Here is a 23294-nt window from a genome sequence, read left to right as displayed (position 1 = left end):
AGAATCAGACCTGCGTAAGCTCACCCAAAAAATTACCAAGGCAGAATTAAAAGCTGTGCAAGATTTGAAAAAGTTATCACAGGAAGAATTTGCTTGTGAAGCAGATGCTATCAAGGCATTATCGAAATTATCAAAACAGTTCAAATATCATCAAATTAACGAAAGTAAGGTTACTCAAGTCAAATCTAGCAAAAAAGATTCTTCAGAAGAAATATCCTATCAAATATCAGCTACAGTCTCCAAAGATGAAAGTAAAATTAATACAGAAATGCTGAGTGCAGGACGTTTTATTATTGCCACCAATGTTTTAGATTCAAATGAACTGAGCAATGATTCTATCTTGAGTGAATATAAAGCCCAACAGTCATGTGAAAGGGGGTTTGGTTTTCTCAAAGACCCATTATTTTTTGCCGACAGTATCTTCCTCAAAAGTCCTGAGAGAATAGAGTCTTTGGGAATGATCATGGGTTTATGTCTACTGGTGTATACTTTAGCTCAACGTCAAATTAGAAATGCTCTGAAAGCTTCTCAATCAGCGATTAAAAATCAATTAGGTAAAGCAACTAACCGCCCTACTTTACGTTGGATTTTCCAATGCTTTCAATGTATTCATTTGGTTACACTCAATCAGGAAGAACATATTTCTAATTGGAATAAGGACAGAGATTTTATCTTGCGTCTTTTACCAGATGATTGTTTGCGTTACTATCAATTAGTCACCTAATTATTATCTCTATCAATTTAATTTCTATGAGTGAAAATGAGCTAGTCTCTTTGATGTATAGCTCCATTTTACTATGTCTATAATTTTATTTTTATCCTGGAAATATTAGTCTATTTTATGATTTTTTCTTAAATATCTTTTTTTCTTTATCTGTTAACCTCTCCAGGTGGTGTTCATTCTTATTGCTTCTTATTGAGAATAGGTTTTGATGACATTTTTGGTGATTTACTGTTTCTCGAATGCCTTTTTTCACTGTATATGTCTGTTTTTATGCTAATTTTGATTTTTTATCTCCGTAATTTCCCTTTGTGACAGTTTGGGGTGCGGAATGTGGGATTAATAATTTTATCACTACTGCAAAAACACCGGGGGATTTTGAAATAACTGCCAAGGGTACAACAGTCAGAGTGATTCCGTTACTGATGGTCAGTTGATGACAGGGGAAAAGTGTGTACCAGCGCAGATGGAAAATGGTAAAGTTACAGTTGATCTAGAGCAAGATATCCTGAAAATTACGGTGGTAAATAGATATCAGGATACACCGCCATCAGTGGCATTAGTGCAGAATTTTGGATTGAGAAGGGGGGCGATCGCATCAAGTGTGGCGCATGATTCCCATAACATTGTGGCAGTGGGGACAACGGACACGGAAATCTGTGCTGCGGTAAATGCCATCATTCAACATCAAGGTGGTATTGCGGTAGTCGAAGGTAATAAGGTTGACGTATTACCTTTATCAGTAGCGGGTTTGATGAGTGATGGTGATGGTAATGAAGTTGCCAAAAAATACGCAGAACTCGATGCCTGGGCAAAACGATTAGGTTCAAAACTGACTGCACCATTCATGACTCTTTCTTTTATGGCGTTGCTGGTGATACCTGAATTAAAACTTAGTGACCAAGGATTATTTGATGGGAGAAAATTTCAGTTTATACCACTGTTTATTGATGGCTTAGTATAAGCCTAAGCCCTATGTTGGTGCTAACATCCAAAAATTTCCGGTGGTATGGGACGAAAAGCCCGCTAATCAAGGATGGGCGCAATGCCCATCCCACAAGATTAGATACTCTATTTTTTGGCGTAACCTCACAAGGTCATTTACACACCTACCAGAGTTTTGTTCTCTACTTGAGATTCGGTCTTAGGTAGTTTAGATTCTACGGCTGTACCTTTGAAGAAATCAGGGTTGGCTTGGGTGTAGAATTTATAAGGATTGCCAAATACATAGGCTTTGAAGTCATCTTCAGAAATTACGCCTTCTCTGACCAAATCCCAGCTTTCAGCTAAAGGTGCAGTGAGATCGGGTACATCCCAGTGACCAACATCAGAGGAGTAGATGGCGTTGATCTTCACTCCCAAGGGGTTGGCTTTGTCGTTGAATGCCGCAGCGATAGTACGATCATCTGATTCAGAACCAAAGAAGAAACTATTCACCCAGCGATCGCGTATATCTTCAATTGATTGAATCCCTGCTGCACCAAAATCTTCTAATTCACTACCCACTGGTGAACGACTATGACGGTTGAAGGAAGCACCCAATACACTCTTGGTCAATTCTTCTTTGCTGAGAGAATATCCTTGAGTAATTTCTCCACCATACTCTGCAAACAACTCAAACAACTCATCGGGGTTAGCTAAATCTGGGTTGTAATTTTGCAGTCCTTCTAAATTGCGTTTGGAGAAACGATCCACTAAATGAATGTAGACGTGAGCGCCCCAATCTGCACCACCTTCTAGCATACCAACGCGCAATTGTGGGAAGCGTCTGGTTACACCACCAAAGAATAATGCTTTCGCAAATGCTTGTGAACCATCGGCAAAGTGACCGATGTGGTTGTTCATGTAGTTACTGATGGAGGAGCGTCCTGTCCATCCTTGGCTACCATAATGGGTGGTGAGAGGTACGCCTAATTCAACGGCTTTAGCCCAGAAGGGATCGTAGTCGTATTCACTATCTAATCCGAAAAAGTCAATGTAAGAGGCATATTTACCAATTTCGGGGAATTGATCGGCTGGGTATTTATCAGCGATCGCCTTAATTGGTCGTTTTACACCACCAGGAATGTTAGCTACCTTCAATCCTAGTGTTTTGACTGCAAATTCTAACTCCTCAATTGCTTCTTGGGGAGTAGTCATGGGGATACCAGCTACTACAGTCAAGCGATCGCTATATTTGCGGTAAATATCAGCATGATAGTGATTAATTGCCCGTTGCAATAATTGACGATTCTCCTTACTTGCCCCAGCCGCAGCTAAGGCATTATTAGGAAATAGTACCGAATAATCTGAGCCTTGCTCCGCTTGACGTTCATAGAGTAATGCGGGGAGAGTGTAGGTAGCTAAATCTAAGGTATTGCGAGTAACTCTAGCCCACCAAGGCGATCGCAATGTCCGATTATATTGACGCTCTTCAGGGGTTTGTTGATACCAGTCTTTACCTTCACTCTTGGGATTAAGACGAGAAGATTCAGCCTTGCGTAATTCATCTACCAGTTTTACACCGCCGTAGTGAGCAATATAATCCTCAAGGGCAGGAGTAAAGTCATTAGTGTGAACATCAGTATCAATGACAGGATAATCGAGATTGGCTCTAACTGCAGCGGAGGGAGAGCTTTTCAACTTGCTATATTTACTCATATTTTCCTTAGAAAAGTTACAAGACAATTTAGATCCCTGATTTCTCAAACAATTGCAGAATCTAAAAGTTATGAATTTTCAAAAAATCGGGGATCTGTGGGAAATCGTGCTGTTGATTTTGACTTGAGTTTAATCCGTGAAATTGAAGATTCTTGTCTTTTTGACAAGCATAACTTTCCGATAGTTTGCATGGACTCCGGTAGGCTTTTAACGTCTGTGCTGACGGTCTCTTGTAGGGTGCGTCAGATGTGATAAATTGGTTATTGTGAACAAATTTTCTACTGACTCACCATACTTTTTTATTTACACCAACACCATCTTTTGTTTGTATAAAGTTAAAAATTCTGGCGGTGCTGAATTGAGGTATGAAAATTGAAAATTCCATTTCTCAAGCTCTTACTCTTTGCGCCTTTGCGCCTCTGCGTGAGACAAATTTCAGGACTTACCCACGAATTATGGAATAACGAACCACTCCAGGCACAGAGAAGCCAGTGCGTTGGGCGGGTTTCCCGACTTAAAGCAACTGGCGCGACACAGAGAAAGGAGGTTTTGAGAGAGATTTTGCGTAAGTTATTAAATTTATTTAAACTACTGCTAATACCTTTTGAAATTGATTAACTGGACGAGATAAACCGAGATTTTCCCGCAGAGTTGTTCCTTCATACTCAGTGCGGAATAAGCCCCGACGTTGTAATTCAGGAATTACTAAGTCAACAAAATCATCTAGTCCACCGGGAAGATAAGGAGGCATAATATTGAAGCCATCAGCAGCATCATTGACAAACCAGCTTTCTAGTTGATCTGCAATTTGTACTGGTGTACCAATAATTGTCCAATGACCACGCGCTCCTGCAATCCATTGATAAAGCTCCCGAATGGTAAAATTGTGTCTGCGAGCAATATCAATTAATAATGCTTGGCGGCTTTTGTTATCATTGGTTTCTGGTAACTCTGGCAGTGGTTCATCTAGGGGATAGGAAGAAAGATCCGTGCCTATGAGTCCTTGTAATAAAGCCAAACCAACCTGGGGATGAATTAAATCTTGTAGTTCTTGATATTTGGCTTTTGCGTCTGCTTCTGTTAGTCCCACTACTGGAAAAACACCAGGCATAACCTTGAGTTGATCCGGGGTACGTCCATATTTTGCTAATCTACCTTTAACATCTGCATAGAAGGCTTGGGCATCTTCTAGGGTTTGTTGAGCAGTAAATATAACTTCGGCAGTTCTACCCGCCAGTTCTTTACCATCTTCAGAAGAACCAGCTTGCACAATTACAGGATAACCTTGGGGCGGACGGGCAATGTTTAATGGTCCGCGCACGGAGAAAAATCTGCCTTTATGGTTAAGTTGATGTATTTTCTTGGGGTCGTAGTAAAAAGCTGTTTCTTTATCACGGACAAAAGCATCGTCTTCCCAGCTATCCCATAAACCTTTGACTACATCAATAAATTCGTGGGCGCGGATGTACCGTTCTGCATGAATAGGATGGGCTTCTAGACCGAAGTTCCCAGCAGCTTCACTACTACCAGTAGTAACTACGTTCCAGCCGGCTCGCCCCCCAGAAATATGATCTAAAGAAGCAAATTTGCGTGCGAGAATATACGGATCTTCATAGGTAGTAGAGGCAGTGGCGATAAAACCAATCTTTTCTGTCACCGCAGCCAGGGCTGAAAAGAGGGTGACAGGTTCAAAGTCGCCACCAAAGGCTGTACGACCTTCTGCACCAGGACGATGTTGTAAAGCTAAACCGTCAGCCAGAAAAAATGCGTCGAATTTACCGCGCTCGGCTGTTTGGGCTATTTGTTTATAATGCTCAAAGTTAAGAGCGCCATTACTCCGTGCTTGAGGATGTCGCCAAGCTGCTACGTGCTGACCTGCACCGGGTAAAAATGCACCTAGTCTTAGTTGTTTTTGTTGTTTGCTCATATTAGACTCCAAGTAATATTTTTTACAGATGAATATAGGATAATAATGATTTTTTGGTATAGCAGTTGTCCGTTATGCCACTGTAACTGCTGCATATTTATTTGTTAGCAAAGCTTTTTCAACTCCTTAGCCACTGTAGGCACGAGCGTTAGTTGTGGGTTGCTGATAAAACTACTGTATCTCGACTGATTTATCGTAGATTAATAGTAGAATCTCATAACTCTCATGAAAAAGCAAGTACCTTTTAATAAAAATATGATTAGCTAATTTTATTGATGGCTAATTGTTAGATAATCTAAGTATCTAACTGTGCGATGCTCAATTTGAATACAAACCATAGGTCAAATGTACTATTAAACTACTGAATAAAAGCACAGTAGTCTAAAAGATAAGTATGAAAACTCAAGAGTATAGGTAAGTAGGTGAACGGAAAAAACCGAACTATGTAACGAAAAGTAAAGTTGACCAAAACCTCTTCTCTGTTCCCTGTTCCCTGTTCCCTTGTCACAACGACAATTTTTAACGCCAACCTACTTAGTAAATAAGTGGAAATAGCTTTGCCAACTAGAGAAAGTATTAAATTTTGTAACAAATATTGTTATCAATTTTTAGTTTAAAACTTGTATTCCTAAACTTAAAATTGGGTATACTACATTAACCCTATGAATTTAGTGTACTTTATTAGTATCGCCTATTCTTATCTGTCTTTGTTTCAGTGCTGTTGACGATTCTATCCACAACATTCAACCATGAAAAACCCATAAAAACCAACCTCACTCAGTCATAAAGAGGTAATATGGCAACTTATGATCACATCTTACAAGCGATCGCTAGAACTCCATTAGTCAAACTCAATTCCATCACCAAAAACATCTCCTCCACCATTTACGCCAAAGTCGAATATCTCAACCCTGGTGGCAGTACCAAAGATAGAATTGCTTTAGCTATGGTGGAAGCCGCAGAAACAGCCGGACTTTTACAACCAGGTGGAACTATCATCGAAGCTACTGCCGGAAATACAGGAGTTGGACTCGCACTGATAGCTGCTGTCAAAAAATATCGTTGCATCTTTGTCATGCCTGATAAAATGAGTCAAGATAAAATCAATTTACTCAAAGCTTACGGTGCAGAAGTCGTAGTTACACCAACATCAGTACCTCCTGACTCACCCGAAAGTTATAACGGTGTAGCAGAAAGACTCGCTAAAGAAATTCCCGGTGCATACAGACCAAATCAATTTGAAAACCCCAATAATCCCCTCGCACATTATTTAACTACCGGTCCAGAAATTTGGACAGATAGTGAAGGGAAAATTGATGTTTTTGTCGCCGGCATGGGAACAGGTGGAACAATTTCTGGAGTAGCCAAATATCTCAAAGAACAAAACCCCAATATTATTATTGTTGGTGCAGATCCTGAAGGTTCAATTTTATCAGGAGATAGCCCCAAATCCTACAAAGTTGAAGGCATCGGTGAAGATTTTATTCCCAAAACCTTTAATCGCCAATTAGTTGATGAAATGGTGCGTGTCAGCGATAAAGAATCATTTAATATGGCGCGTCTCTTAGCACGGGAAGAAGGTTTGTTAGCAGGTGGTTCTTGTGGAACAGCAGTAGCCGCAGCCCTCAAATATGCTGCCAGATTAACAGAACCAAAATACATTGTGGCACTGTTACCAGACACAGGTAGAAACTACATCAATAAAATTTATGCTGATACCTGGATGCAGGAAAATGGTTTTTGGGAAGGAACAAAAGCGAGAACTATTAAAGTTGGGGAAATTCTCTCACAAAAAACAGATTTTCCTTCAATTGTTGCCGTTAGTCCTCGTGATACCTTAAGCACAGCTACAAATTTACTGCAAAAACTCAATATTTCTCAATTACCTGTAATTGATCATCATCAAGTTTTAGGAAGTTTGAATGAAGCATCTTTGATGAAATGCCTCTATGACGGGATTAACTTTTCTAATCAAGAAGTTTCCGCAGTTATGGGTAAACCTTTGCCGTTACTTGATGAAGAAGTTGATATTTCTGAAGCTTACCGAGTTTTATTATCGGGAACAACAGGAATTATCATTACCAGTGGTGATATCCCCATTGGTTTAATCACTAGAGCCGATTTAATTAAATATTGGATTAGTCAAACTCAATCAGAGAACAGAGAACATAATGGAATTTGAAACTAAAGCTATTCACGAAGGACAAAAACCAGATCCCCAAACTGGTGCTGTAATTGTGCCGATTTATTTAACTTCTACCTATCAGCAAGAAGCAATTGGACAACACAAAGGTTATGAATATTCGCGCACAGGCAACCCCACCCGTCAAGCTTTAGAAGATGCTTTAGCGGCTTTAGAAAATGGTAAATTTGGTTTAGCTTTTGCTTCTGGTTTAGCAGCAACTACGACTATTTTAAGTTTGCTGAAAACAGGTGATCATATTATCGCTGGGGATGATTTGTATGGTGGGACTTATCGGCTGTTAGAAAAGGTAGTGAAAAATTGGGGTGTGACAACTACTTATGTTGATATTGATCAGATCAATGATTTTGAAACAGCGATTCAACCTAATACTAAGTTGATTTGGATTGAAACGCCAACAAATCCCCTGCTGAAAATTATTGATATTGCCGCATTAGCAAAACTTGCCCATGCACACAATCTAATTTTAGTAGTTGATAATACTTTCGCTAGTCCCTATTTTCAACAACCTTTAAATTTAGGTGCTGATATTGTTGTTCATAGTACAACTAAATATCTTGGTGGACATAGCGATATTATTGGTGGTGCAGTTGTTACTTCTAACGAGGAACTATATCAGCAACTCAAGTTTTATCAAAATGCTATTGGTGCTGTTCCTAGTCCCTTTGATAGTTGGTTAGTATTGCGCGGAATTAAAACCTTAGCGGTAAGAATGCGCGAACATGAGAAAAACGCTTTGTTTTTAGCGAAATTTTTAGAACAACATCCCAAAGTTGAACGGATTTATTATCCAGGTTTACCCAGTCATGAACAATATCACTTAGCAAAATCACAAATGTCTGGCTTTGGGGGGATGATTAGTTTGGAATTAAAAGGTGGTTTTGATGAAGTAGAAAAATTTGCCTCTCGGTTACAGTTATTTGTTTTAGCTGAAAGTTTGGGTGGAGTTGAATCACTTCTTTGCTATCCTGCCAAAATGACTCATGGTTCACTTCCAGAAAAAGAAAGACTTAAACGGGGTATTAAGGATAATTTAGTCAGGTTGTCAGTAGGGATTGAACATTACTTAGATTTGCAAGCTGATTTGGAAAATTCGCTTGTAAAAATATCTGTTAAATTGTTAGGACATTTCTCCCCCTCATCATAAATACGGAAGAACCCTTTGTCAGATTTCAATGAGAAAACAAACCCAAAAATTAATATTTCTTTTAAGCTTAAACCACAAATCTTCTGTAGAGCATTATTTATATCAACTTGATTAGCATTCAAAGCTGTATTCCATAAGTCCCTGTACATAATTAGAGTACGTGGGAGTAAGTGACGCGCTTCTCGATCATAATCGAATTGAGACGAGCCAAATCTTATTAAACAACCTTCGATGTTTTGATTATTAATTTCTGCTGGATCTGGAATCCCTAAGTACATATCAATAGATTTTAAAAAGTCATCTATTGACATATTTTTACTACGATAGTCATTAGAATTTTCAATTAAACGCATAGCAATATAGGCTAAAATACTGTCATAAATAGGCACTCCTTGTATTACCAGTTTGTGTTTATTATTTTTAATTAATTGGTATGATAGTTGTCCAATAAAAGCTAAAGATTCAAACAATTTAAACTTCCTAAGAAATTGGCAAAGATCATTGTTGTTATATCTTTTTCCACCTTTACTTGTATAAACAATTATATCCTTGCCAGCTAGATTAATTTCTTGTCTCATTATGGTTTTCCCTAAATTTTTAGCTTATTGTAGCATATAAAGTTATACTTGTAATATAATGTGATGTATTGTCGCAACGCGCAACGTACCCTACGTTAGTAATGTAGGAATCTCATCTGGAAAATCAGCAATTAAATCAGCTTTGTGAGTTTCCAATTCTTCCCTACTTCCATAGCCATAAGTTACACCAATGGAAGCAATATTATTTTTCTTAGCCCCGATGATATCATGAGAGCGATCGCCTACCATAACTACAGTAGAAGCTAAAAGACTTTCCCTCTCTATAATGTAGGAAATTAAATCACCTTTCACACTTCTATTACCATCTAATTCACTACCATAAACACCATCAAACAAAGGTGCTAAATCAAAATATTCAATAATGCGTGTAGCATAAATCTGAGGTTTGGAAGTCGCTACAAAAGTCTGATAACCAGCAGCACGAATAATTTTTAGGGTTTCGGGAATTTGCGGATAAAGGGAGTTTTCAAATAACCCAATCGTAGAAAAGCGACTACGATATAAGTAAGTCGGCGGGAAAATTTATAACCATGTAACAAAATGTAAATTCAATCAATGCCTTATCAATAGGTCATTTAACGGGGTTTACAAAACTCAACATACATCGGTTTTATCGTGCCGACTTACTTAGTAAAATTGCCTCCTCCAGCAATGTGTCATCAGAGGTTTGCAATAACTGGGAAAAACTGCTTTTTAGTGGTGGTCCAATACACCAAAGCAACTCATTAGCATCTGGTGGTTGATAACCAAGTTCCGATAAAGCATACTGAATACAGCCAGTAATTCCAGCTTTAGGATCAGTGAGAGTTCCATCTAGGTCAAAAAGGACTGTACGAGAAAGCATTTTGGTAAGTTTAAATAGTTTTTAACCTTTGTAGAAACTCAATATTCAACTGTAGCTTCTCCCCTAACCACAGAGAATTATCTGTATGATCTTTGACATCATCTCCCGTTTCTGGGTGAACCAAAATATCTAAACCTTCTCTATTAACCATTAACCAAGGCACAACTTCACCAAACTGATGTGGTAAAAAAGCTACTTGATACATTGATTTTGGGTGTGGTCCTACAGGCTGTTCATGCCAGCGTCCCAATCTTACATCAAATTTAGCACCTAAACCTTCTCTTACACGAGCAGCAGCTTGACGATTGACGGTATCAAAATAAATATGTGCATGAAAACCAGTAATATCAGTATTTTTATTCATGGTTCTTGATTTCACCTCTTCCTCTGAAGTATAGCTCAATAATTATTTAGATATACTAATCATTCTTAAGCCATAAATTTAGTGAAACACAGATTTTTTGTCAAACCACTTGAATTTTCTTTCTGGTCATGTAATACTACTAAAACAATCACCAGTAACTCGGTCAATAAACTGTAGTTTCTATTTTGTCTCAAGCCGTCCATAAATTATTCAAACCCGTCAAGGGTGATGCACAGATAACTGGCAATAGTTATGTCTGCGCTGATCTCGATATTGGAAGTAACTATTGAGTCAAGGGGTGAAAGCTAGTGAGCATAAATCAATTAGCTACTGACTATTTAAGATTTGGGTTTTTGATGTAAACAAATTCCCCAAGCACAAATCCTCATTTACTAAGGAATTTAAACATGGCTGACATTAAGATTTATAGTGCGGTTGTTTGTCCTTATGCTCACCGTACCCGCTTGGTACTTCAAGAAAAGGGTATTGATTTTGATTTGATTGAAATTGATTTACAGAATAAACCAGAAGGTTTTACAAAAGTTTCTCCTTATGGAAAAGTACCTGCAATTACTCATGGAGAAAATCGGATTTGGGAATCAGCAGTTATTAATGAATATCTGGATGAAGTATTTCCTAACCCACCGCTTTTACCTAGTAACCCCATTGCTAAAGCTCAAGCTCGGATTTGGATAGATTTTGCTAATACTAGATTAGTTCCCGCTTTTTCTACACTGTTACGCAGTCCAGATTTCCAAAAACAAGAAGAAGCTAAACAAGAACTCTACAAACATCTAGAATTTATTGAAAATGAAGGTTTAGGAAAACTTTCTGGAGATGGTCCCTACTGGTTTGGTGAATCTATCAGTTTAGTTGATTTTACCTTTTTCCCCTGGTTTGAAAGATGGCCTGCTCTTAAACATTATCGTGGCTTTGGTATCCCTGCTGAATTTACTCGTTTGAAACAGTGGAAACACGCGCTCAAAGAACGTGAATCTGTTCAGGCGATCGCTCATTCTAAAGAGTTCTATATTGAGCGATATGCTAAATTTGCTGCTCCTGTTCCTGTCGCTGCTTAGTCAAACGCTGCATTCAACTATTCCTAAATTGAGAAGACAAATTTATGAGTTATCAAAACATAGAAATCAAACCCATTGCTGGACGCATCGGGGCAAAAATTAAAGGTGTTAATTTAGCTGAAAACCTCAGTGATGAAATCATCAGCGAAATTAGAAAAGCCCTAGTTGAATATAAAGTTATCTTCTTCCGTAACCAAGAACTTGATGCCGATGGACAAGTAAATTTTGCGCGTCGTTTTGGTGAAATCACTACTGCACATCCCACAGTTCCATCACTTCCTGGACATCCAGAAGTATTAGATTTAGATTACAGCCGTACCGTTGCCCGTGCTAATAGCTGGCACACCGATGTTACATTTGTAGATCGTCCGCCCCTTGGCTCGGTCTTGAGAGCATTGGTAATTCCGCCAGCGGGAGGGGATACTATTTGGGCAAATTCGGTGACTGCATACCAAGATTTACCGGAGCATTTGCGGAATTTAGCGGATAAACTTTGGGCTGTACATAGATAGCAACGCTTATGATTATGCCACAGCCTTTGATATACCTGAAGAAGTGAAATCTTATCGGGATGTGTTTACTTCAACAGTGTATGAAACCTTGCATCCAGTGGTGAGAATTCATCCTGAATCTGGGGAAAAGGGTTTGTTTATTGGTGGTTTTGTGCGTCAAATTCGCGGTTTATCTCCCACTGAATCAGCCGATATTCTGCGCTTATTGCAATCTTATATTACACGACCTGAGAACACTTGGCGTTGGCAAGTTGGAGATGTGGCATTTTGGGATAACCGCGCTACTCAACATTATGCGATCGCCGACTACGGTAATGAACCCCGTCGCGTGCAGCGTGTAACCATTGCTGGTGATCTTCCTTTAGGGATTGACGGTAAGTATAGTCAAGCCATTAAAGGCGATTCTTCGGCATATATTCCCAATCTTGTAGCAGCTTAATCACAGGCTAATTGTAGGGTGTGTTACCGCAAAATGTAACGCACCATTTTGATCATGAATTTGATAATTTAAGGAATTGGATTTTATGGCTTTAACACCTTCGACAATGTTACCTTTGGGAACTTTAGCACCTAAATTTAATCTCCCAGATGTGGTTTCAGGGAAAACGATTTTATTGGCAGATTTTGCTGATAAAAAAGTCTTAGTTGTGATCTTTCTGAGTCGTCATTGTCCTTTTGTACAGCATATCAAATTAGAATTAGCCAAGTTAGGAAAAGATTACAAAAATAAAAATGTGGGTATTTTAGCAATTAGTTCTAATGATATTAATACTCATCCTGATGATGCACCAGAATTACTTAAAGAGTTTGCCCAAGAAATAGATTTATCATATCCTTTGCTTTATGATGAAAGTCAAAAAGCGGCTAAAGATTTTTTTGCAGCTTGTACTCCTGACTTTTTTGTATTTGATAGAAACAGAAAGCTGGCTTATCGAGGACAATTAGATGATAGTCGTCCGAAAAATGGTTTACCTGTAACCGGACAAGATTTGCGGAAAGCAATTAATTATGTTTTAGCTGATGAGGTAATTACTTGGGAGCAAAAGCCGAGTATTGGTTGTAATATTAAATGGAAAGTAGGGAATGAGCCGGTTTATTATAAAGTTCCGGTAGCGGTGGGGTAGTTAGGGATTTTCAGTCGAAAGGTGATTATTTCAGCCTCTCTTCCATCAGCCAGGAAGTTATCCTGGCCTTTACTGCTGTAAAATTTGGGAACATTTATTTATACGGTGTAATCGCTTAATAGATAACCTTCAAATTTTATATACGTAGATCAGATTGCTAGATATTACCTGCTATCATATACACCTTATAATGTTGGGTTTAGTGACAGGATTCTGTCTTAGATAAATTTTGTTTAAACTTCACACTATACTTCACACTTTTGCTCTATTATTGATTCACAAGACTAAAGGCAGTATTTCCTGCTTTCGGAGCATACACAGTTTCCTGAAAACCAACGAACAAAGGATGGAGAGCAGTGGCCATAATCAATCCACTTATTGCACAACCGCCAAACGAGGTGTCTTTAAAAAAAGCACCTCTAGTTCGTGTTATTGCACAAATACGCTTTCCTCTGATTACGTCAATTGAAAATAAAAGCTTTATAGGAGGATTTCAAGAAGCTATTAGAGATAAGTATCCAATATTACAACAAGAGCAGACCCGCAGCTTAGTTTTTGGTTCTCAAGGTGTTACGCAGTCTGAACAAGTAACTTGGAGATTTGTAGATGCTCAAGGTAATTGGCGCTTATCACTATCACCTGACTTCGTAGCACTTGAAACAACTGCTTATACAAGTCGTAGTGATTTTATAGCACGGTTAGAAAACTTGCTAATAGCACTTAATGAACACATTAAACCTAAAATTGTTCAACGATTCGGTGTGAGATATATTGATCGGCTCGTTGGACAAGCAGTAAATGATATATCTAAGCTTGTACGCTCAGAAATTACAGGTATTGTAGCATTAGACTTTGGAGAATATATTCATCAGAGTATCAATGAATCTTTGTTTAGTTTACCTGGGGGAGAAGACCAGATAATTGCGCGTTGGGGGTTAATTCCTCCTAATGGAACTTTTGATCCAGATGCAATTGAACCAGTTGATGAACCTAGCTGGATACTTGATTTAGATATGTCTCTTTCAAAACAACGAGATTTTGATGTTGAAGAACTTCTGAATGAAGCACAGCGTTTTGCTGAAAGAATTTATACTTTTTTCAGATGGGCAGTAACTGATGAATTTTTGCAGCATTTTGGAGGTGAACCATGACTTCTCTTTTAGATATAAAACCTAAGCAGTTATCGGGTACTTCTGCCCGTGGCTCAATGCGTCCTCAGCATAATTACCGCCCCACTATTATATATAAAATTTTTTCAACTATTCCTATTACAGCAAGTACGACAGCAACATTTGATCGAAATTTATTGCCTACTTTGGAGATGACAACGAGTGGGTTGACTTTTCCATCAACTAATTCTGCGGAAACAACACGAATTGCTCTTAACCAACTGAGAAAGTTAAGTGGATTGACCTGGGATCAACTTGCTAGGCTTTTTAATGTTTCACGTAGAAGTATTCACTTTTGGGCAAGTGGCCAGCCATTATCTCGTTTTAATGAGGAGAAGCTTAATCGCCTTTTGGCTACTGTTCAGTATATTAATCGGGGAAGTGCCAGTCTTAATCGTAGTCTTTTATTAACTCCTGGTAGTGATAGTCAACTTCCTTTTGATCTCTTGGTAGCTGATGAATATGAAGAGGTAAAACGAATTATTGGTTATGGTAATGCTCCTGAAAGACCACAGTTAGCTCCCTTGTCTGAGGATGCACGTGCGTCACTTAGACCACCCAATCCGGCTGATCTAGTTGATGCTCTACAAGAGCCTATCCATCGTGAAGTTGGACGATCCAAACCTGCTAGAGCGGTAAGGAGCCGCAAACACGGTAGTGGACAATGAGCTTGATGTTTTGATTAAGGAAGTGGATGCTGCTCTTCAAGAATGGCAGCAAGGTGATTATGTGCTTGGCGAACATTGGTTTGTACAACGTTTTCACCCTCAGCGTCCTCTGACACAAGAATCTACTGGTGTAGCACAAGAGGAGACTGATCTTGCTGAGTCAGAAGTCAGGGGTTTTGTAGTGGTTACGCAAACTTGCGATCTTGTGCGTACTTGTGGCACTCGTCCGTTTGTTGAAGTAGTTCCTTTGGTGGAGGTTGATGAAGAACAATTATATCAAATTCAACGAAATAGACGACCTCAATATGCTTATATTCCAGGAGTAGCAGAACTGAATCTAGTGGCTGATCTTGATCGTGTGATGACAGTGGAGAAAGCCGTTGTTGCAGAATGGGAGCGCAAGTCTGGATGCCAAAATGATCAAGAGATTAGGGCATTAGGGCAAGCATTAGCCCGGAAGCGAGCTAGATTTGCTTTTCCTGATGACTTCAATCAATTTTCTAAAAAGTTGCAAATACGAATGCAAGATAAGCATGATAAATCTAGCCCTGAAGGTGAAGCTCTTCGTGCTTTACGTGAAATTAGAGTATATGCAGAACCTTCTTGGAATGACACTGCAATCAACCTAACTTTTTTGTTTATCCGTGATGAAGAACAAGTTCAGTTTCAAGATATAAGATGGGATCAACTTTGTGAAAATTGGTTGAAATTAATTCCACCATCCGGCCGTTTTCAATCTGTAGATGGCTTGGTAGTATCTTTGGAAGACATGACAGCAAAGGAATATGTTGAGAGTGATCCGCTAGATTTGGATAACTTATCATCCTGAAATCTGAAATCATTCTCGACATAAACAGCCCATATCAAGTTACAGGCTAAGAGCCAAAGTTCGTTGAAATAGACTAAATTTGTGAGCAGCTATGTAGATTACTATTTTTGTGTCTAGATTTCTTCCTCTCTGCGTCTTTGCGTGAGACTATTTCCCCTATAAATCCTCATGCAACGCCCCCAACTTGCGTATCTCCGGCCAAATCAACGCCGTAGCAACTACCACCAAAATTGTACCTATTCCCCCGCTAACCACAGAGAAAACAGGCCCAAATAAAGCCGCAACTGCACCAGATTCAAAACCCCCCAACTCATTAGAAGCACTAATAAACACACTGTTAATAGCCGCAACTCGACCCCGTAAATGGTCAGGAGTTTTAATCTGTACCAAAGTATGACGAATCACCACACTAATACTATCTAACGCCCCACTTAATGCCAACATTAACAACGACAACCACACCCAACGAGATAAACCAAAGATAATTGTTACAACCCCAAACCCGACAACTGACCACAGTAATGCTGGTCCAGCTTTGCAGATAGGTGGTAAATATACTAACAAGGCTGCCATAATTAATGCACCTATGGATGGTGCTGCTTGTAAATAGCCTAGTTCCACTGGCCCAACTTGCAAAATATCTTTGGCATAGACGGGTAATAATGCCACTGCACCACCAAATAAAACTGCAAATAAATCTAAGGTAATAGCAGCCAGAATAATTTGATTATTCCAAACAAACTCAGCCCCGGCAGCTAAGGATTTTAAAGATATTGGTTCTTTGGCAAAGTTGGTTTTTTGAGGTTTAATAGCTGCAACTGAGGCTAAACATAATAGTGAGGCGATCGCAGCTACTATATAAACCGGGGTGGCACTCTTGAAAATAGCAATGGCAAATCCTCCCAACGCTGGACCAATCACTGATGCTAACTGAAAGCTACTACTTACCCAAGTCGCGGCATTAGCAAACACATTAGTTGGTATCAACTGCCACATTAAAGCATCACTGGCAGGTTTGAGAAATGCCCTTGCTACACCCATTAACACTAAACAGGCATAAACTAGGAAAATTGCCCCTTTGGTGTAGGAAATCACTCCTAAACCCAGTGAACAAACAGCCAGCAGGAAAATTGCTAGTAAAGTAGTGCGTTGGCGATTATACTTGTCAGCAACATGACCGGCTATTAATGTTAGTAATATCATTGGTGTTACTTGGGCTAATCCCACTCCACCTAAAGCCAAAGGGGAATGGGTGCGCTCATAAAGTTCCCAACCAATGGCCACCGTTTGCATTTGTCCCCCTGTAAACAAGAGAACACGCCCAATAGTAAATAGCCGATAATCTCGAAATCTCATGGCTGCAAAAGGATCGTGTGCAGCTTTAGTATTAGGGGGGATTTGTTTCTGTTTGCTCGAAGACATTTTTTAGTAGACTTAACCCTTCTTCAATTTTTGATACTTGTTCTGGTGTTAAACTCTCTATAATTTCCGCAATTTCCCCGCGAGTTTTTTCCTGGGATTGTTCTAAAAGCAATTTTCCCTCTCTCGTCAAATTTAGGACTACTCGCCGTCGTTCTTGAGGATTATCTGTACGTTGCACCAGATTTCGTTGGACTAATTTTTCTATAGTTGTGGATGCTGTAGCACAGGTGACACCTAAATGATCTGCTACCTCAGACAAGGAAGCACCAGGATTGCGATTCAGAAAAGCGAGCGATCGCAATTGTGGTATGGATAAAGAGTCAGAACTGTGCGATCGCATTTCGGCTCGGATAAACCGCATCAATAAGGGGACTGTTTCCATCACCCTAGCGGCACATTCTTCAGAGGGTTTATCCAAACTCATAAGACCGTTTTTCTCCAGATTACATTACCACCCGTGGATAAAGTCGGCCACAGATGTAGGTTAAACCTATTAATGTTAGCAAGAGAATTGTACAATCTAACCCGAACCCATAAATACTTGAGCCATTGGCCAGCATCGCACCGCGTAAAGCATCCACCTCATAAGTCAAAGGATTAATGTGAGAAATGACCTTTAACCAACCTGGCATCAATGAAATAGGATAGATCGCATTACTAGCAAAAAACAACGGCATTGTAATTAATTGTCCTATTCCCGTAAATCTTTCCCGCGATTTCACCAAACAGCCGATAATTAGTGAAAAAGTGCAAAAACAACCTGCTCCCAAAAACACAATTAACACAACTTGCAAAAAAGCTATAGGATTGTGATTGAGGTGTACGCCTAAAAACAAAGCTAAAAGGTAAATAAACACTACTTGGGAAAAGCAACGTACACCAGAAGCCACACCTTTACCTAAAACAATTGCAGCGCGGGGGATGGGTGCAGCTAGGAACTTGTGGACAACCCCTAAATCACGTTCCCAAATTAATGTCATCCCCCCGGTAAAAATAGCGACAAATAAGGCACTTTGAGCCAAAATACCCGGAGTCATAAAATCCAGGTAAGGTATATTACCTGTAGGGATAGCACGAGTGCGAGTAAATACTTGTCCAAAAATGATCAGCCATAAAGCCGGTTGTACAGCCCTGATCACTAAATCACTGGGGTCATGACGGAGTTTTCTTACCTCTAACTCAGTAATTACTAGGGTTTTGGTAAATAGTTCTTTGATGCCAGAAAAAATCCCTTTAGGGCGATTATATCTGGGTTCAGCCCAACCGTTGAGAGGTACGTCTGGTTCTTGCAGTTTCACTGTAACTCACTCCTGATACTAATTGATTTCCTGCGTAGTGGATGAATACATCATCTAAAGTTGCATCTGGTTTTGCGATCGCTGCTTTTAATTCTGATGGTGAACCAGTGATAATTTCTTTACCTTGATTCATAATTACTACTCGATGACACAGAGTATCTGCTTCTTCTAAAAAGTGGGTAGTTAAAAAGATGGTTGTACCGTACTCAATTCGCAATTGTTCCATTAACTGCCATACTTGCGATCGCGCTACAGGATCTAATCCCACTGTCGGCTCATCCAAAAATAAAATCTGCGGTTGATGTAAAATAGCCTGGGCAATTTCTAATTTACGAATCATCCCCCCAGAGTAATTCCTCACTAAGCGATGTGCTGCATCCTCCAAACCCATAAATTCCAACACATCCTTAATTTGCTGTTGTCGTCTTCGAGTCGGTAGATCGTATAACTTGGCAAATATTAAGAGGTTTTCATAACCCGTCAAAGTTCCATCTGCTGATAAAGCTTGAGGTACATAACCTATCACCCTTCTCACAGCATCAGGTTGACGAGTCACATCATAACCAGCTAAGTATGCTTTTCCGCTACTGACTGGTAGCAAGGTGGTTAACATTTTAATTACTGTGCTTTTACCAGCACCGTTAGGACCGAGTAAACCGAAAACTTCTCCCGATGTTACGGATATATTTAAGCCATCAACGGCGGTGAAGTTGTCAAAGCGTCGCGTCAGTTCCAGGGTTTGCAATATCACTGATGGCGAAACTTGTGCAGATTTTAACGAAGAGTCTACGCTTCCCCTTTGTTTACTCACGATTGGGAGACACTTCCTTTTTCAAATATTTAGATTGCCTAAATATTAGTTTGGCATATTTTTTCTAAAAGTCAAGACCAAGGATTAATGATGACAACCCCAGTACCAGCAAAATCATTTTCGTTACGAGTGACAAGTGATAGAGAGTGTTGAAGTGCGATCGCTGCAATGAGAGAATCCATAGCGGGTAGAGGTCGGCCATTCTGTTCAAGTGACGCAACCAAATTTCCCCATAAGACCATTGTTGAAACATCTACAGTTAAGATTCTGTGTTCAAAGCGATTGGGTAGGGTTTCGTTTAGCCAAGTTGTGAGAGAGTCTTTTCTCTTAGATGGAGTAAGTTTGCAGATGCCTTTAGCGATTTCGCCAACAGTAATTACACTGAGGTAAAGTGTTTCTGGAACTTGGGCATCTACCCAATCTAAAACTTTTTGATTTGGTTGTTTGGCAACAAGTTCAGAAATTAGACAAGTATCAAGGAGGTAGGTCATGGGGTAAAGGTATCGCGGGGTAGGCTGCGATCGCGGTTCAAGTCGAGTTCTTCAGTGAGTTCAGCTAGGGGGGATTGACGGAAAAATTCTGAGATTTTAGTAGGTTGTTCTGAGTTGGTATTGCTTGTAGTTAAGCTTTGGGCAAGGAGTTGAATAATATACAGTTTATCGTTATGCGAAAGCTGAAGCAGTTGTTGTTCGAGTTCTGGGATAACCATAATGGGGTTTAAATGAAGGATAATTTTATTGTACTTTCAGCGTCTACTTAATTTAAATAGAGCGATCGCTATACTATTATTGTAGATAGATGTTAGCCCTTACAAAATTACCCTACTTGAGCAATTACCTGTCCGATCTCTTGAGGTGTTAAGCTTAAATTTTCCCATTAACATTCTATTTAAAAATATCGCTAGAGTAAATTTAAACCAATATGGACTGGACAACACCACTCAAGGCACAACAGACTGATTTTATTCAAAGACTTAAATCTGCTAAATTAAGTAAGTCGGCACGATAAAACCGATGTATGTTGAGTTTTGTAAACCCCGTTAAATGACCTATTGATAAGGCATTGATTGAATTTACATTTTGTTACATGGTTATAAATTTTCCCGCCGACTTACTTACTCCATTGTGATGAAAAAGGCCAGCACAGTGAATTAACTGTCATTTCTGATGAGAGATCAAAGCCATTACGGAATTTTTGCTGGGAGATGATCAAGAAGTATAAACCAAATGATCCCCAAAATTACTTTATCAACAACATGAAGGGGAAACTGGGTGAGGAAGTTGTTAAATCCCGTTTGGCTGATTTTGTCACGGAAGTTGACTATGAAAAGCGCGTTGGTGGTGATGGAAAAGTTGATTTTACCTTAACTTCTGACTCATCAATTGGTATTCAGGTTAAAGCCCGTAATGGCAATTTTGATAAAATTCAATGGTCAATTAGTCAAGAAGAAATTGAAAAAAATGCAGTTCTAGTTTGTATTTTAATTCAAGAAGAAGTCAGCGAGGCTCAGGCTGAATACAATCTGATTTTGGCGGGATTTTTACCAACAAATATGATTAAATCGGCTGCTGGTAAAGCCTTGGTGGGAATAGATGAATTGCTTTATGCTGGGGGTTTACGCAGCTATTTAGAAAGTTTGATATCTTCTGAAGCTGACGAATATATGCGCTTGGGTTATGAGTGTCTTGAGAAAGAAGATTATCAAAATGCTATTGCTTATTATACTCAAGTATTGCAACTGAAACCCAATAATGAAGATGCTTATTTTTACAGAGCAACAGCCCGTTATTATTTAGGAGATAAGCAGGGTGGAATTGAGGATTTGACTCAGGCTATAAAGATTGATCCTAACTATTCCAAAGCTTACTACAGCCGGGGAAATACCCGTTCTGATTTAGGAGATAAGCAGGGTGGAATTGAGGATTTGACTCAGGCTATAAAGATTGATCCTAACTATTCCGAAGCCTACAACAACCGGGGAATTTTCCGTTATGATTTAGAAGATAAGCAAGGAGCAATAGAAGATTACACTCACGCTATTAAGATTGAGCCTAACTTTGACTCAGCTTACAACAACCGGGGAAATGCCCATGCTGATTTAGGAGATAAGCAAGGAGCAATAGAAGATTTCAACCAAGCCCTCAAGATTAATCCTAACAATTCCTATGCCTACTTCAACCGGGGAAATATCCGTGCTGATTTAGGAGATAAGCAGGGTGCAATTGATGATTACACTCAGGCTATTAAGATTGATCCTAACTTTGCCGCAGCCTACTACAACCGAGGAGTTGCCCGTTATGATTTAGGAAATAAGCGAGGTGCAATAAAAGATTTCAACCAAGCCCTCAAGATTAATCCTAACTATGCAAATGCCTACATGAATCGGGGATTTGTCCGTGATAAATTAGAAAATAAGCAGGGTGCAATTGATGATTACAATCAGGCTATTAAGATTGATCCTAACTTGGCCTTAGCTTACTACAGCCGAGGAGTTGCCCGTTCTAATTTAGGAGATGAACAAGGAGCAATAGAAGATTTCAACCAAGCCCTCAAGATTAATCCTAACTATGCAAATGCCTACTGCGACCGGGGATTGATCCGTTATCAATTAGGAGATAAGCAGGGTGCAATTGATGATTACAACCTAGCTATCAAGTTTAATCCCAATTATGTAGATGCCTACATCGACCGGGGATTGATCCGTTCTAAATTAGGAGATAAGCAGGGTGCAATTAAAGATTTCCAAACAGCCGCAAATATATATAAAAAAGAAGGTAAGGAAACAGACTATCAAGATACTATGGAGCTAATCAGAAAAATTAACAAATAATGAATATAAGTTAAGCCAGGTACGAAAGATCCCCGACTTCTTAATTAAATTTTTTGTAAATAATGAAGATCATTCAAAGAAGTCGGGAATCTCAAAGTATTGAATACAACACCAAAAATTTTAAACCATCCTCTTACTGAAAATTCCTAACTGCTATATAATAAAAGTCCAAATTATTTCCCAGATTTTACTCAAAATTAAAATTTAATGACGCGCTTTATACATGATAAATTCGCCAAAGACTATCTAGAAGAATTATTAAAAGATTACGGAGAAGTCAAAGCATCAGAAAAAGTCTCAGGAGAGATTAAAGAAATAGATGTTTTATTCACACCTGCTAAACAACAAACTTCTAAATTACAAATACTGGGGTTACTAGGAAGACTTGCCGAAAATCCTGCAATAATAGAACCATACCGCAATCCAGCTTCTAGCGATGAAATCTGCGACTGTATTCTCAAATTATTAGAAGTCAAGGCTTCATTGCGACGAGAAGCCAAAGCCAATAAAATCAAACTTCAGGAGTCAGAAATTCCTAAATTGTGGATTTTAACCCCCACCATATCGGAAACTCGTTTATCTAGCTTTGGAACTATCCAAAAAGAAGGTTGGTTATCGGGGGTACATTTTTTAGCAGATGCCTTGCGAACAGCAATTGTGGCGATACACCAACTACCACAAACACCAGAGACTTTATGGTTGAGGCTTTTGGGTAGGGGAAGCGTACAATCACAAGCAATTATCGAGTTGCAAGCGTTACCATTAGATCATCCATACCAAAAAGCCACCCTGGAATTAGTTTACAACTTGCGCGAAAATTTGAGAGTAAATCAAGAACTAGAAACAGATGATAGGGAGTTAATTATGCGACTAGAACCACTTTATCAAAGAAATAGAGAACAAGCTAAAGAAGAAGGAAGACAAGAAGGAGAAAAAAACTTAATACTGCGTCTACTACATCGTCGGATTGGGGAAATTGATTCGTTATTAATCGAGCGAATTACAAGATTATCAATTGAACAGTTAGAAAATTTAGGAGAGGCGTTATTAGACTTTTCTAGTGTTGCTGATTTAGAAGCTTGGTTAACCCAACACTCAATTTAATTC

The 23294-nt window shown here is 39.1% G+C and carries 23 protein-coding genes and 1 pseudogene; 12 read left to right on the top strand and 12 right to left on the bottom strand.

All coding sequences use genetic code 11. The annotated features are described in order from the left end of the window. Nucleotides 1-724 (top strand): IS1634 family transposase (locus IQ237_RS16905; RefSeq protein ID WP_194057160.1); only part of this gene is annotated, 724 nt, incomplete at its 5' end. A 433-nt stretch (nt 725-1157) separates the two neighbouring features. Continuing rightward, nucleotides 1158-1685, top strand: a complete 528-nt coding sequence (locus tag IQ237_RS16900) for an adenine deaminase C-terminal domain-containing protein (protein WP_228020398.1) — start codon at nt 1158-1160, stop codon at nt 1683-1685. 137 nt (nt 1686-1822) lie between these two features. Here IQ237_RS16900 and IQ237_RS16895 read toward each other — a convergent pair whose 3' ends face one another. Beyond that, nucleotides 1823-3361, bottom strand: a complete 1539-nt coding sequence (locus IQ237_RS16895) for an amidohydrolase family protein (RefSeq protein ID WP_194057159.1) — start codon at nt 3359-3361, stop codon at nt 1823-1825. 583 nt (nt 3362-3944) lie between these two features. Then, complete coding sequence (locus IQ237_RS16890; protein WP_194057157.1) at nt 3945-5288, bottom strand: LLM class flavin-dependent oxidoreductase; 1344 nt, start codon at nt 5286-5288, stop codon at nt 3945-3947. A 796-nt stretch (nt 5289-6084) separates the two neighbouring features. Here IQ237_RS16890 and IQ237_RS16885 point away from each other — a divergent pair. After that, nucleotides 6085-7470 carry a cystathionine beta-synthase gene (locus tag IQ237_RS16885; RefSeq protein WP_194057155.1) on the top strand — a complete coding sequence of 462 codons (1386 nt, stop codon included), beginning with the start codon at nt 6085-6087 and terminating at the stop codon, nt 7468-7470. Continuing rightward, on the top strand, nt 7460-8638 hold the full coding sequence (locus IQ237_RS16880; RefSeq protein ID WP_194057153.1) for a cystathionine gamma-synthase: 1179 nt from the start codon (nt 7460-7462) through the stop codon (nt 8636-8638). Before IQ237_RS16885 ends, IQ237_RS16880 begins: the two co-directional genes overlap by 11 nt. On the opposite strand, the gene IQ237_RS16875 is transcribed toward IQ237_RS16880, so the two are convergent. The 4 genes from IQ237_RS16875 to IQ237_RS16860 all read right to left on the bottom strand — a co-directional run bounded on the left by IQ237_RS16875 (nt 8554) and on the right by IQ237_RS16860 (nt 10445). Beyond that, nucleotides 8554-9216 (bottom strand): hypothetical protein, encoded by a 663-nt coding sequence (locus tag IQ237_RS16875; RefSeq protein WP_194057151.1) that lies wholly within the window; start codon nt 9214-9216, stop codon nt 8554-8556. The two genes, IQ237_RS16880 and IQ237_RS16875, sit on opposite strands and share 85 nt — an antisense overlap. 90 nt (nt 9217-9306) lie before the next feature. Continuing rightward, nucleotides 9307-9717, bottom strand: coding sequence for an HAD hydrolase-like protein (locus IQ237_RS16870; protein WP_309225773.1), 411 nt, complete (start codon nt 9715-9717; stop codon nt 9307-9309). Nucleotides 9718-9847: 130 nt separating this feature from the next. Further along, a complete protein-coding gene (locus IQ237_RS16865; protein ID WP_194057149.1) occupies nt 9848-10081 on the bottom strand; it encodes an HAD hydrolase-like protein in 234 nt (77 codons plus the stop codon). Nucleotides 10082-10091: 10 nt separating this feature from the next. Then, on the bottom strand, nt 10092-10445 hold the full coding sequence (locus IQ237_RS16860; RefSeq protein ID WP_194057147.1) for a DOPA 4,5-dioxygenase family protein: 354 nt from the start codon (nt 10443-10445) through the stop codon (nt 10092-10094). A 407-nt stretch (nt 10446-10852) separates the two neighbouring features. Between IQ237_RS16860 and IQ237_RS16855 the strand changes: the two genes are divergently transcribed. From IQ237_RS16855 to IQ237_RS16830, 6 genes and pseudogenes are all read left to right on the top strand, one after another. Further along, a complete protein-coding gene (locus IQ237_RS16855; RefSeq protein ID WP_194057146.1) occupies nt 10853-11524 on the top strand; it encodes a glutathione S-transferase family protein in 672 nt (223 codons plus the stop codon). 44 nt (nt 11525-11568) lie between these two features. Further along, nucleotides 11569-12475: pseudogene (locus IQ237_RS16850) on the top strand (TauD/TfdA dioxygenase family protein). An 85-nt stretch (nt 12476-12560) separates the two neighbouring features. Next, nucleotides 12561-13160 (top strand): thioredoxin family protein, encoded by a 600-nt coding sequence (locus tag IQ237_RS16845; protein ID WP_194057144.1) that lies wholly within the window; start codon nt 12561-12563, stop codon nt 13158-13160. 356 nt (nt 13161-13516) lie between these two features. Beyond that, nucleotides 13517-14311 (top strand): TIGR04255 family protein, encoded by a 795-nt coding sequence (locus IQ237_RS16840; protein ID WP_194057142.1) that lies wholly within the window; start codon nt 13517-13519, stop codon nt 14309-14311. Beyond that, on the top strand, nt 14308-14997 hold the full coding sequence (locus IQ237_RS16835) for an XRE family transcriptional regulator (protein ID WP_194057140.1): 690 nt from the start codon (nt 14308-14310) through the stop codon (nt 14995-14997). The genes IQ237_RS16840 and IQ237_RS16835 overlap by 4 nt, the downstream gene beginning before the upstream one ends. Next, complete coding sequence (locus tag IQ237_RS16830; RefSeq protein ID WP_194057138.1) at nt 14987-15826, top strand: hypothetical protein; 840 nt, start codon at nt 14987-14989, stop codon at nt 15824-15826. The genes IQ237_RS16835 and IQ237_RS16830 overlap by 11 nt, the downstream gene beginning before the upstream one ends. Before the next feature lie 156 nt (nt 15827-15982). On the opposite strand, the gene IQ237_RS16825 is transcribed toward IQ237_RS16830, so the two are convergent. From IQ237_RS16825 to IQ237_RS16800, 6 genes are all read right to left on the bottom strand, one after another. Continuing rightward, nucleotides 15983-17248 carry an MFS transporter gene (locus IQ237_RS16825; protein ID WP_194057136.1) on the bottom strand — a complete coding sequence of 422 codons (1266 nt, stop codon included), beginning with the start codon at nt 17246-17248 and terminating at the stop codon, nt 15983-15985. Continuing rightward, complete coding sequence (locus IQ237_RS16820) at nt 17214-17672, bottom strand: MarR family winged helix-turn-helix transcriptional regulator (protein ID WP_194057134.1); 459 nt, start codon at nt 17670-17672, stop codon at nt 17214-17216. Before IQ237_RS16820 ends, IQ237_RS16825 begins: the two co-directional genes overlap by 35 nt. Before the next feature lie 19 nt (nt 17673-17691). Beyond that, nucleotides 17692-18546 carry an ABC transporter permease gene (locus IQ237_RS16815; RefSeq protein WP_194057132.1) on the bottom strand — a complete coding sequence of 285 codons (855 nt, stop codon included), beginning with the start codon at nt 18544-18546 and terminating at the stop codon, nt 17692-17694. Next, on the bottom strand, nt 18503-19357 hold the full coding sequence (locus IQ237_RS16810; RefSeq protein ID WP_309225772.1) for an ATP-binding cassette domain-containing protein: 855 nt from the start codon (nt 19355-19357) through the stop codon (nt 18503-18505). The genes IQ237_RS16815 and IQ237_RS16810 overlap by 44 nt, the downstream gene beginning before the upstream one ends. A gap of 71 nt (nt 19358-19428) precedes the next feature. Beyond that, entirely contained in the window at nt 19429-19848 is a 420-nt protein-coding gene (locus IQ237_RS16805) for a type II toxin-antitoxin system VapC family toxin (RefSeq protein WP_194057130.1), read from the bottom strand. Then, nucleotides 19845-20066 (bottom strand): hypothetical protein, encoded by a 222-nt coding sequence (locus tag IQ237_RS16800; protein ID WP_194057128.1) that lies wholly within the window; start codon nt 20064-20066, stop codon nt 19845-19847. The genes IQ237_RS16805 and IQ237_RS16800 overlap by 4 nt, the downstream gene beginning before the upstream one ends. A gap of 546 nt (nt 20067-20612) precedes the next feature. Between IQ237_RS16800 and IQ237_RS16795 the strand changes: the two genes are divergently transcribed. Then, nucleotides 20613-22187: a tetratricopeptide repeat protein gene (locus tag IQ237_RS16795; RefSeq protein WP_228020396.1), complete on the top strand. Its 1575-nt coding sequence runs from the start codon at nt 20613-20615 to the stop codon at nt 22185-22187. Between the two features lie 207 nt (nt 22188-22394). Further along, nucleotides 22395-23291 carry a DUF4351 domain-containing protein gene (locus IQ237_RS16790; RefSeq protein WP_194057124.1) on the top strand — a complete coding sequence of 299 codons (897 nt, stop codon included), beginning with the start codon at nt 22395-22397 and terminating at the stop codon, nt 23289-23291. The last annotated feature ends 3 nt before the right edge of the window (nt 23292-23294 follow it).

Origin of the sequence: Sphaerospermopsis sp. LEGE 08334 (assembly GCF_015207205.1) — a bacterium.
GTDB lineage: Bacteria > Cyanobacteriota > Cyanobacteriia > Cyanobacteriales > Nostocaceae > Sphaerospermopsis.
This window is presented reverse-complemented; position numbering and strand designations above follow the sequence as displayed.

Excerpts from the sequence above, each read along its gene's own strand:
- IQ237_RS16825 (WP_194057136.1), bottom strand. The coding sequence starts at position 17,248 with ATGTCTTCGAGCAAACAGAAACAAATCCCCCCTAATACTAAAGCTGCA.
- IQ237_RS16795 (WP_228020396.1), top strand. The coding sequence starts at position 20,613 with ATGAAGGGGAAACTGGGTGAGGAAGTTGTTAAATCCCGTTTGGCTGAT.
- IQ237_RS16885 (WP_194057155.1), top strand. The coding sequence starts at position 6,085 with ATGGCAACTTATGATCACATCTTACAAGCGATCGCTAGAACTCCATTA.
- IQ237_RS16835 (WP_194057140.1), top strand. The coding sequence starts at position 14,308 with ATGACTTCTCTTTTAGATATAAAACCTAAGCAGTTATCGGGTACTTCT.
- IQ237_RS16800 (WP_194057128.1), bottom strand. The coding sequence starts at position 20,066 with ATGGTTATCCCAGAACTCGAACAACAACTGCTTCAGCTTTCGCATAAC.
- IQ237_RS16900 (WP_228020398.1), top strand. The coding sequence starts at position 1,158 with ATGACAGGGGAAAAGTGTGTACCAGCGCAGATGGAAAATGGTAAAGTT.
- IQ237_RS16860 (WP_194057147.1), bottom strand. The coding sequence starts at position 10,445 with ATGAATAAAAATACTGATATTACTGGTTTTCATGCACATATTTATTTT.
- IQ237_RS16880 (WP_194057153.1), top strand. The coding sequence starts at position 7,460 with ATGGAATTTGAAACTAAAGCTATTCACGAAGGACAAAAACCAGATCCC.
- IQ237_RS16805 (WP_194057130.1), bottom strand. The coding sequence starts at position 19,848 with ATGACCTACCTCCTTGATACTTGTCTAATTTCTGAACTTGTTGCCAAA.
- IQ237_RS16875 (WP_194057151.1), bottom strand. The coding sequence starts at position 9,216 with ATGAGACAAGAAATTAATCTAGCTGGCAAGGATATAATTGTTTATACA.
- IQ237_RS16895 (WP_194057159.1), bottom strand. The coding sequence starts at position 3,361 with ATGAGTAAATATAGCAAGTTGAAAAGCTCTCCCTCCGCTGCAGTTAGA.
- IQ237_RS16865 (WP_194057149.1), bottom strand. The coding sequence starts at position 10,081 with ATGCTTTCTCGTACAGTCCTTTTTGACCTAGATGGAACTCTCACTGAT.
- IQ237_RS16855 (WP_194057146.1), top strand. The coding sequence starts at position 10,853 with ATGGCTGACATTAAGATTTATAGTGCGGTTGTTTGTCCTTATGCTCAC.
- IQ237_RS16845 (WP_194057144.1), top strand. The coding sequence starts at position 12,561 with ATGGCTTTAACACCTTCGACAATGTTACCTTTGGGAACTTTAGCACCT.
- IQ237_RS16890 (WP_194057157.1), bottom strand. The coding sequence starts at position 5,288 with ATGAGCAAACAACAAAAACAACTAAGACTAGGTGCATTTTTACCCGGT.
- IQ237_RS16820 (WP_194057134.1), bottom strand. The coding sequence starts at position 17,672 with ATGAGTTTGGATAAACCCTCTGAAGAATGTGCCGCTAGGGTGATGGAA.
- IQ237_RS16790 (WP_194057124.1), top strand. The coding sequence starts at position 22,395 with ATGACGCGCTTTATACATGATAAATTCGCCAAAGACTATCTAGAAGAA.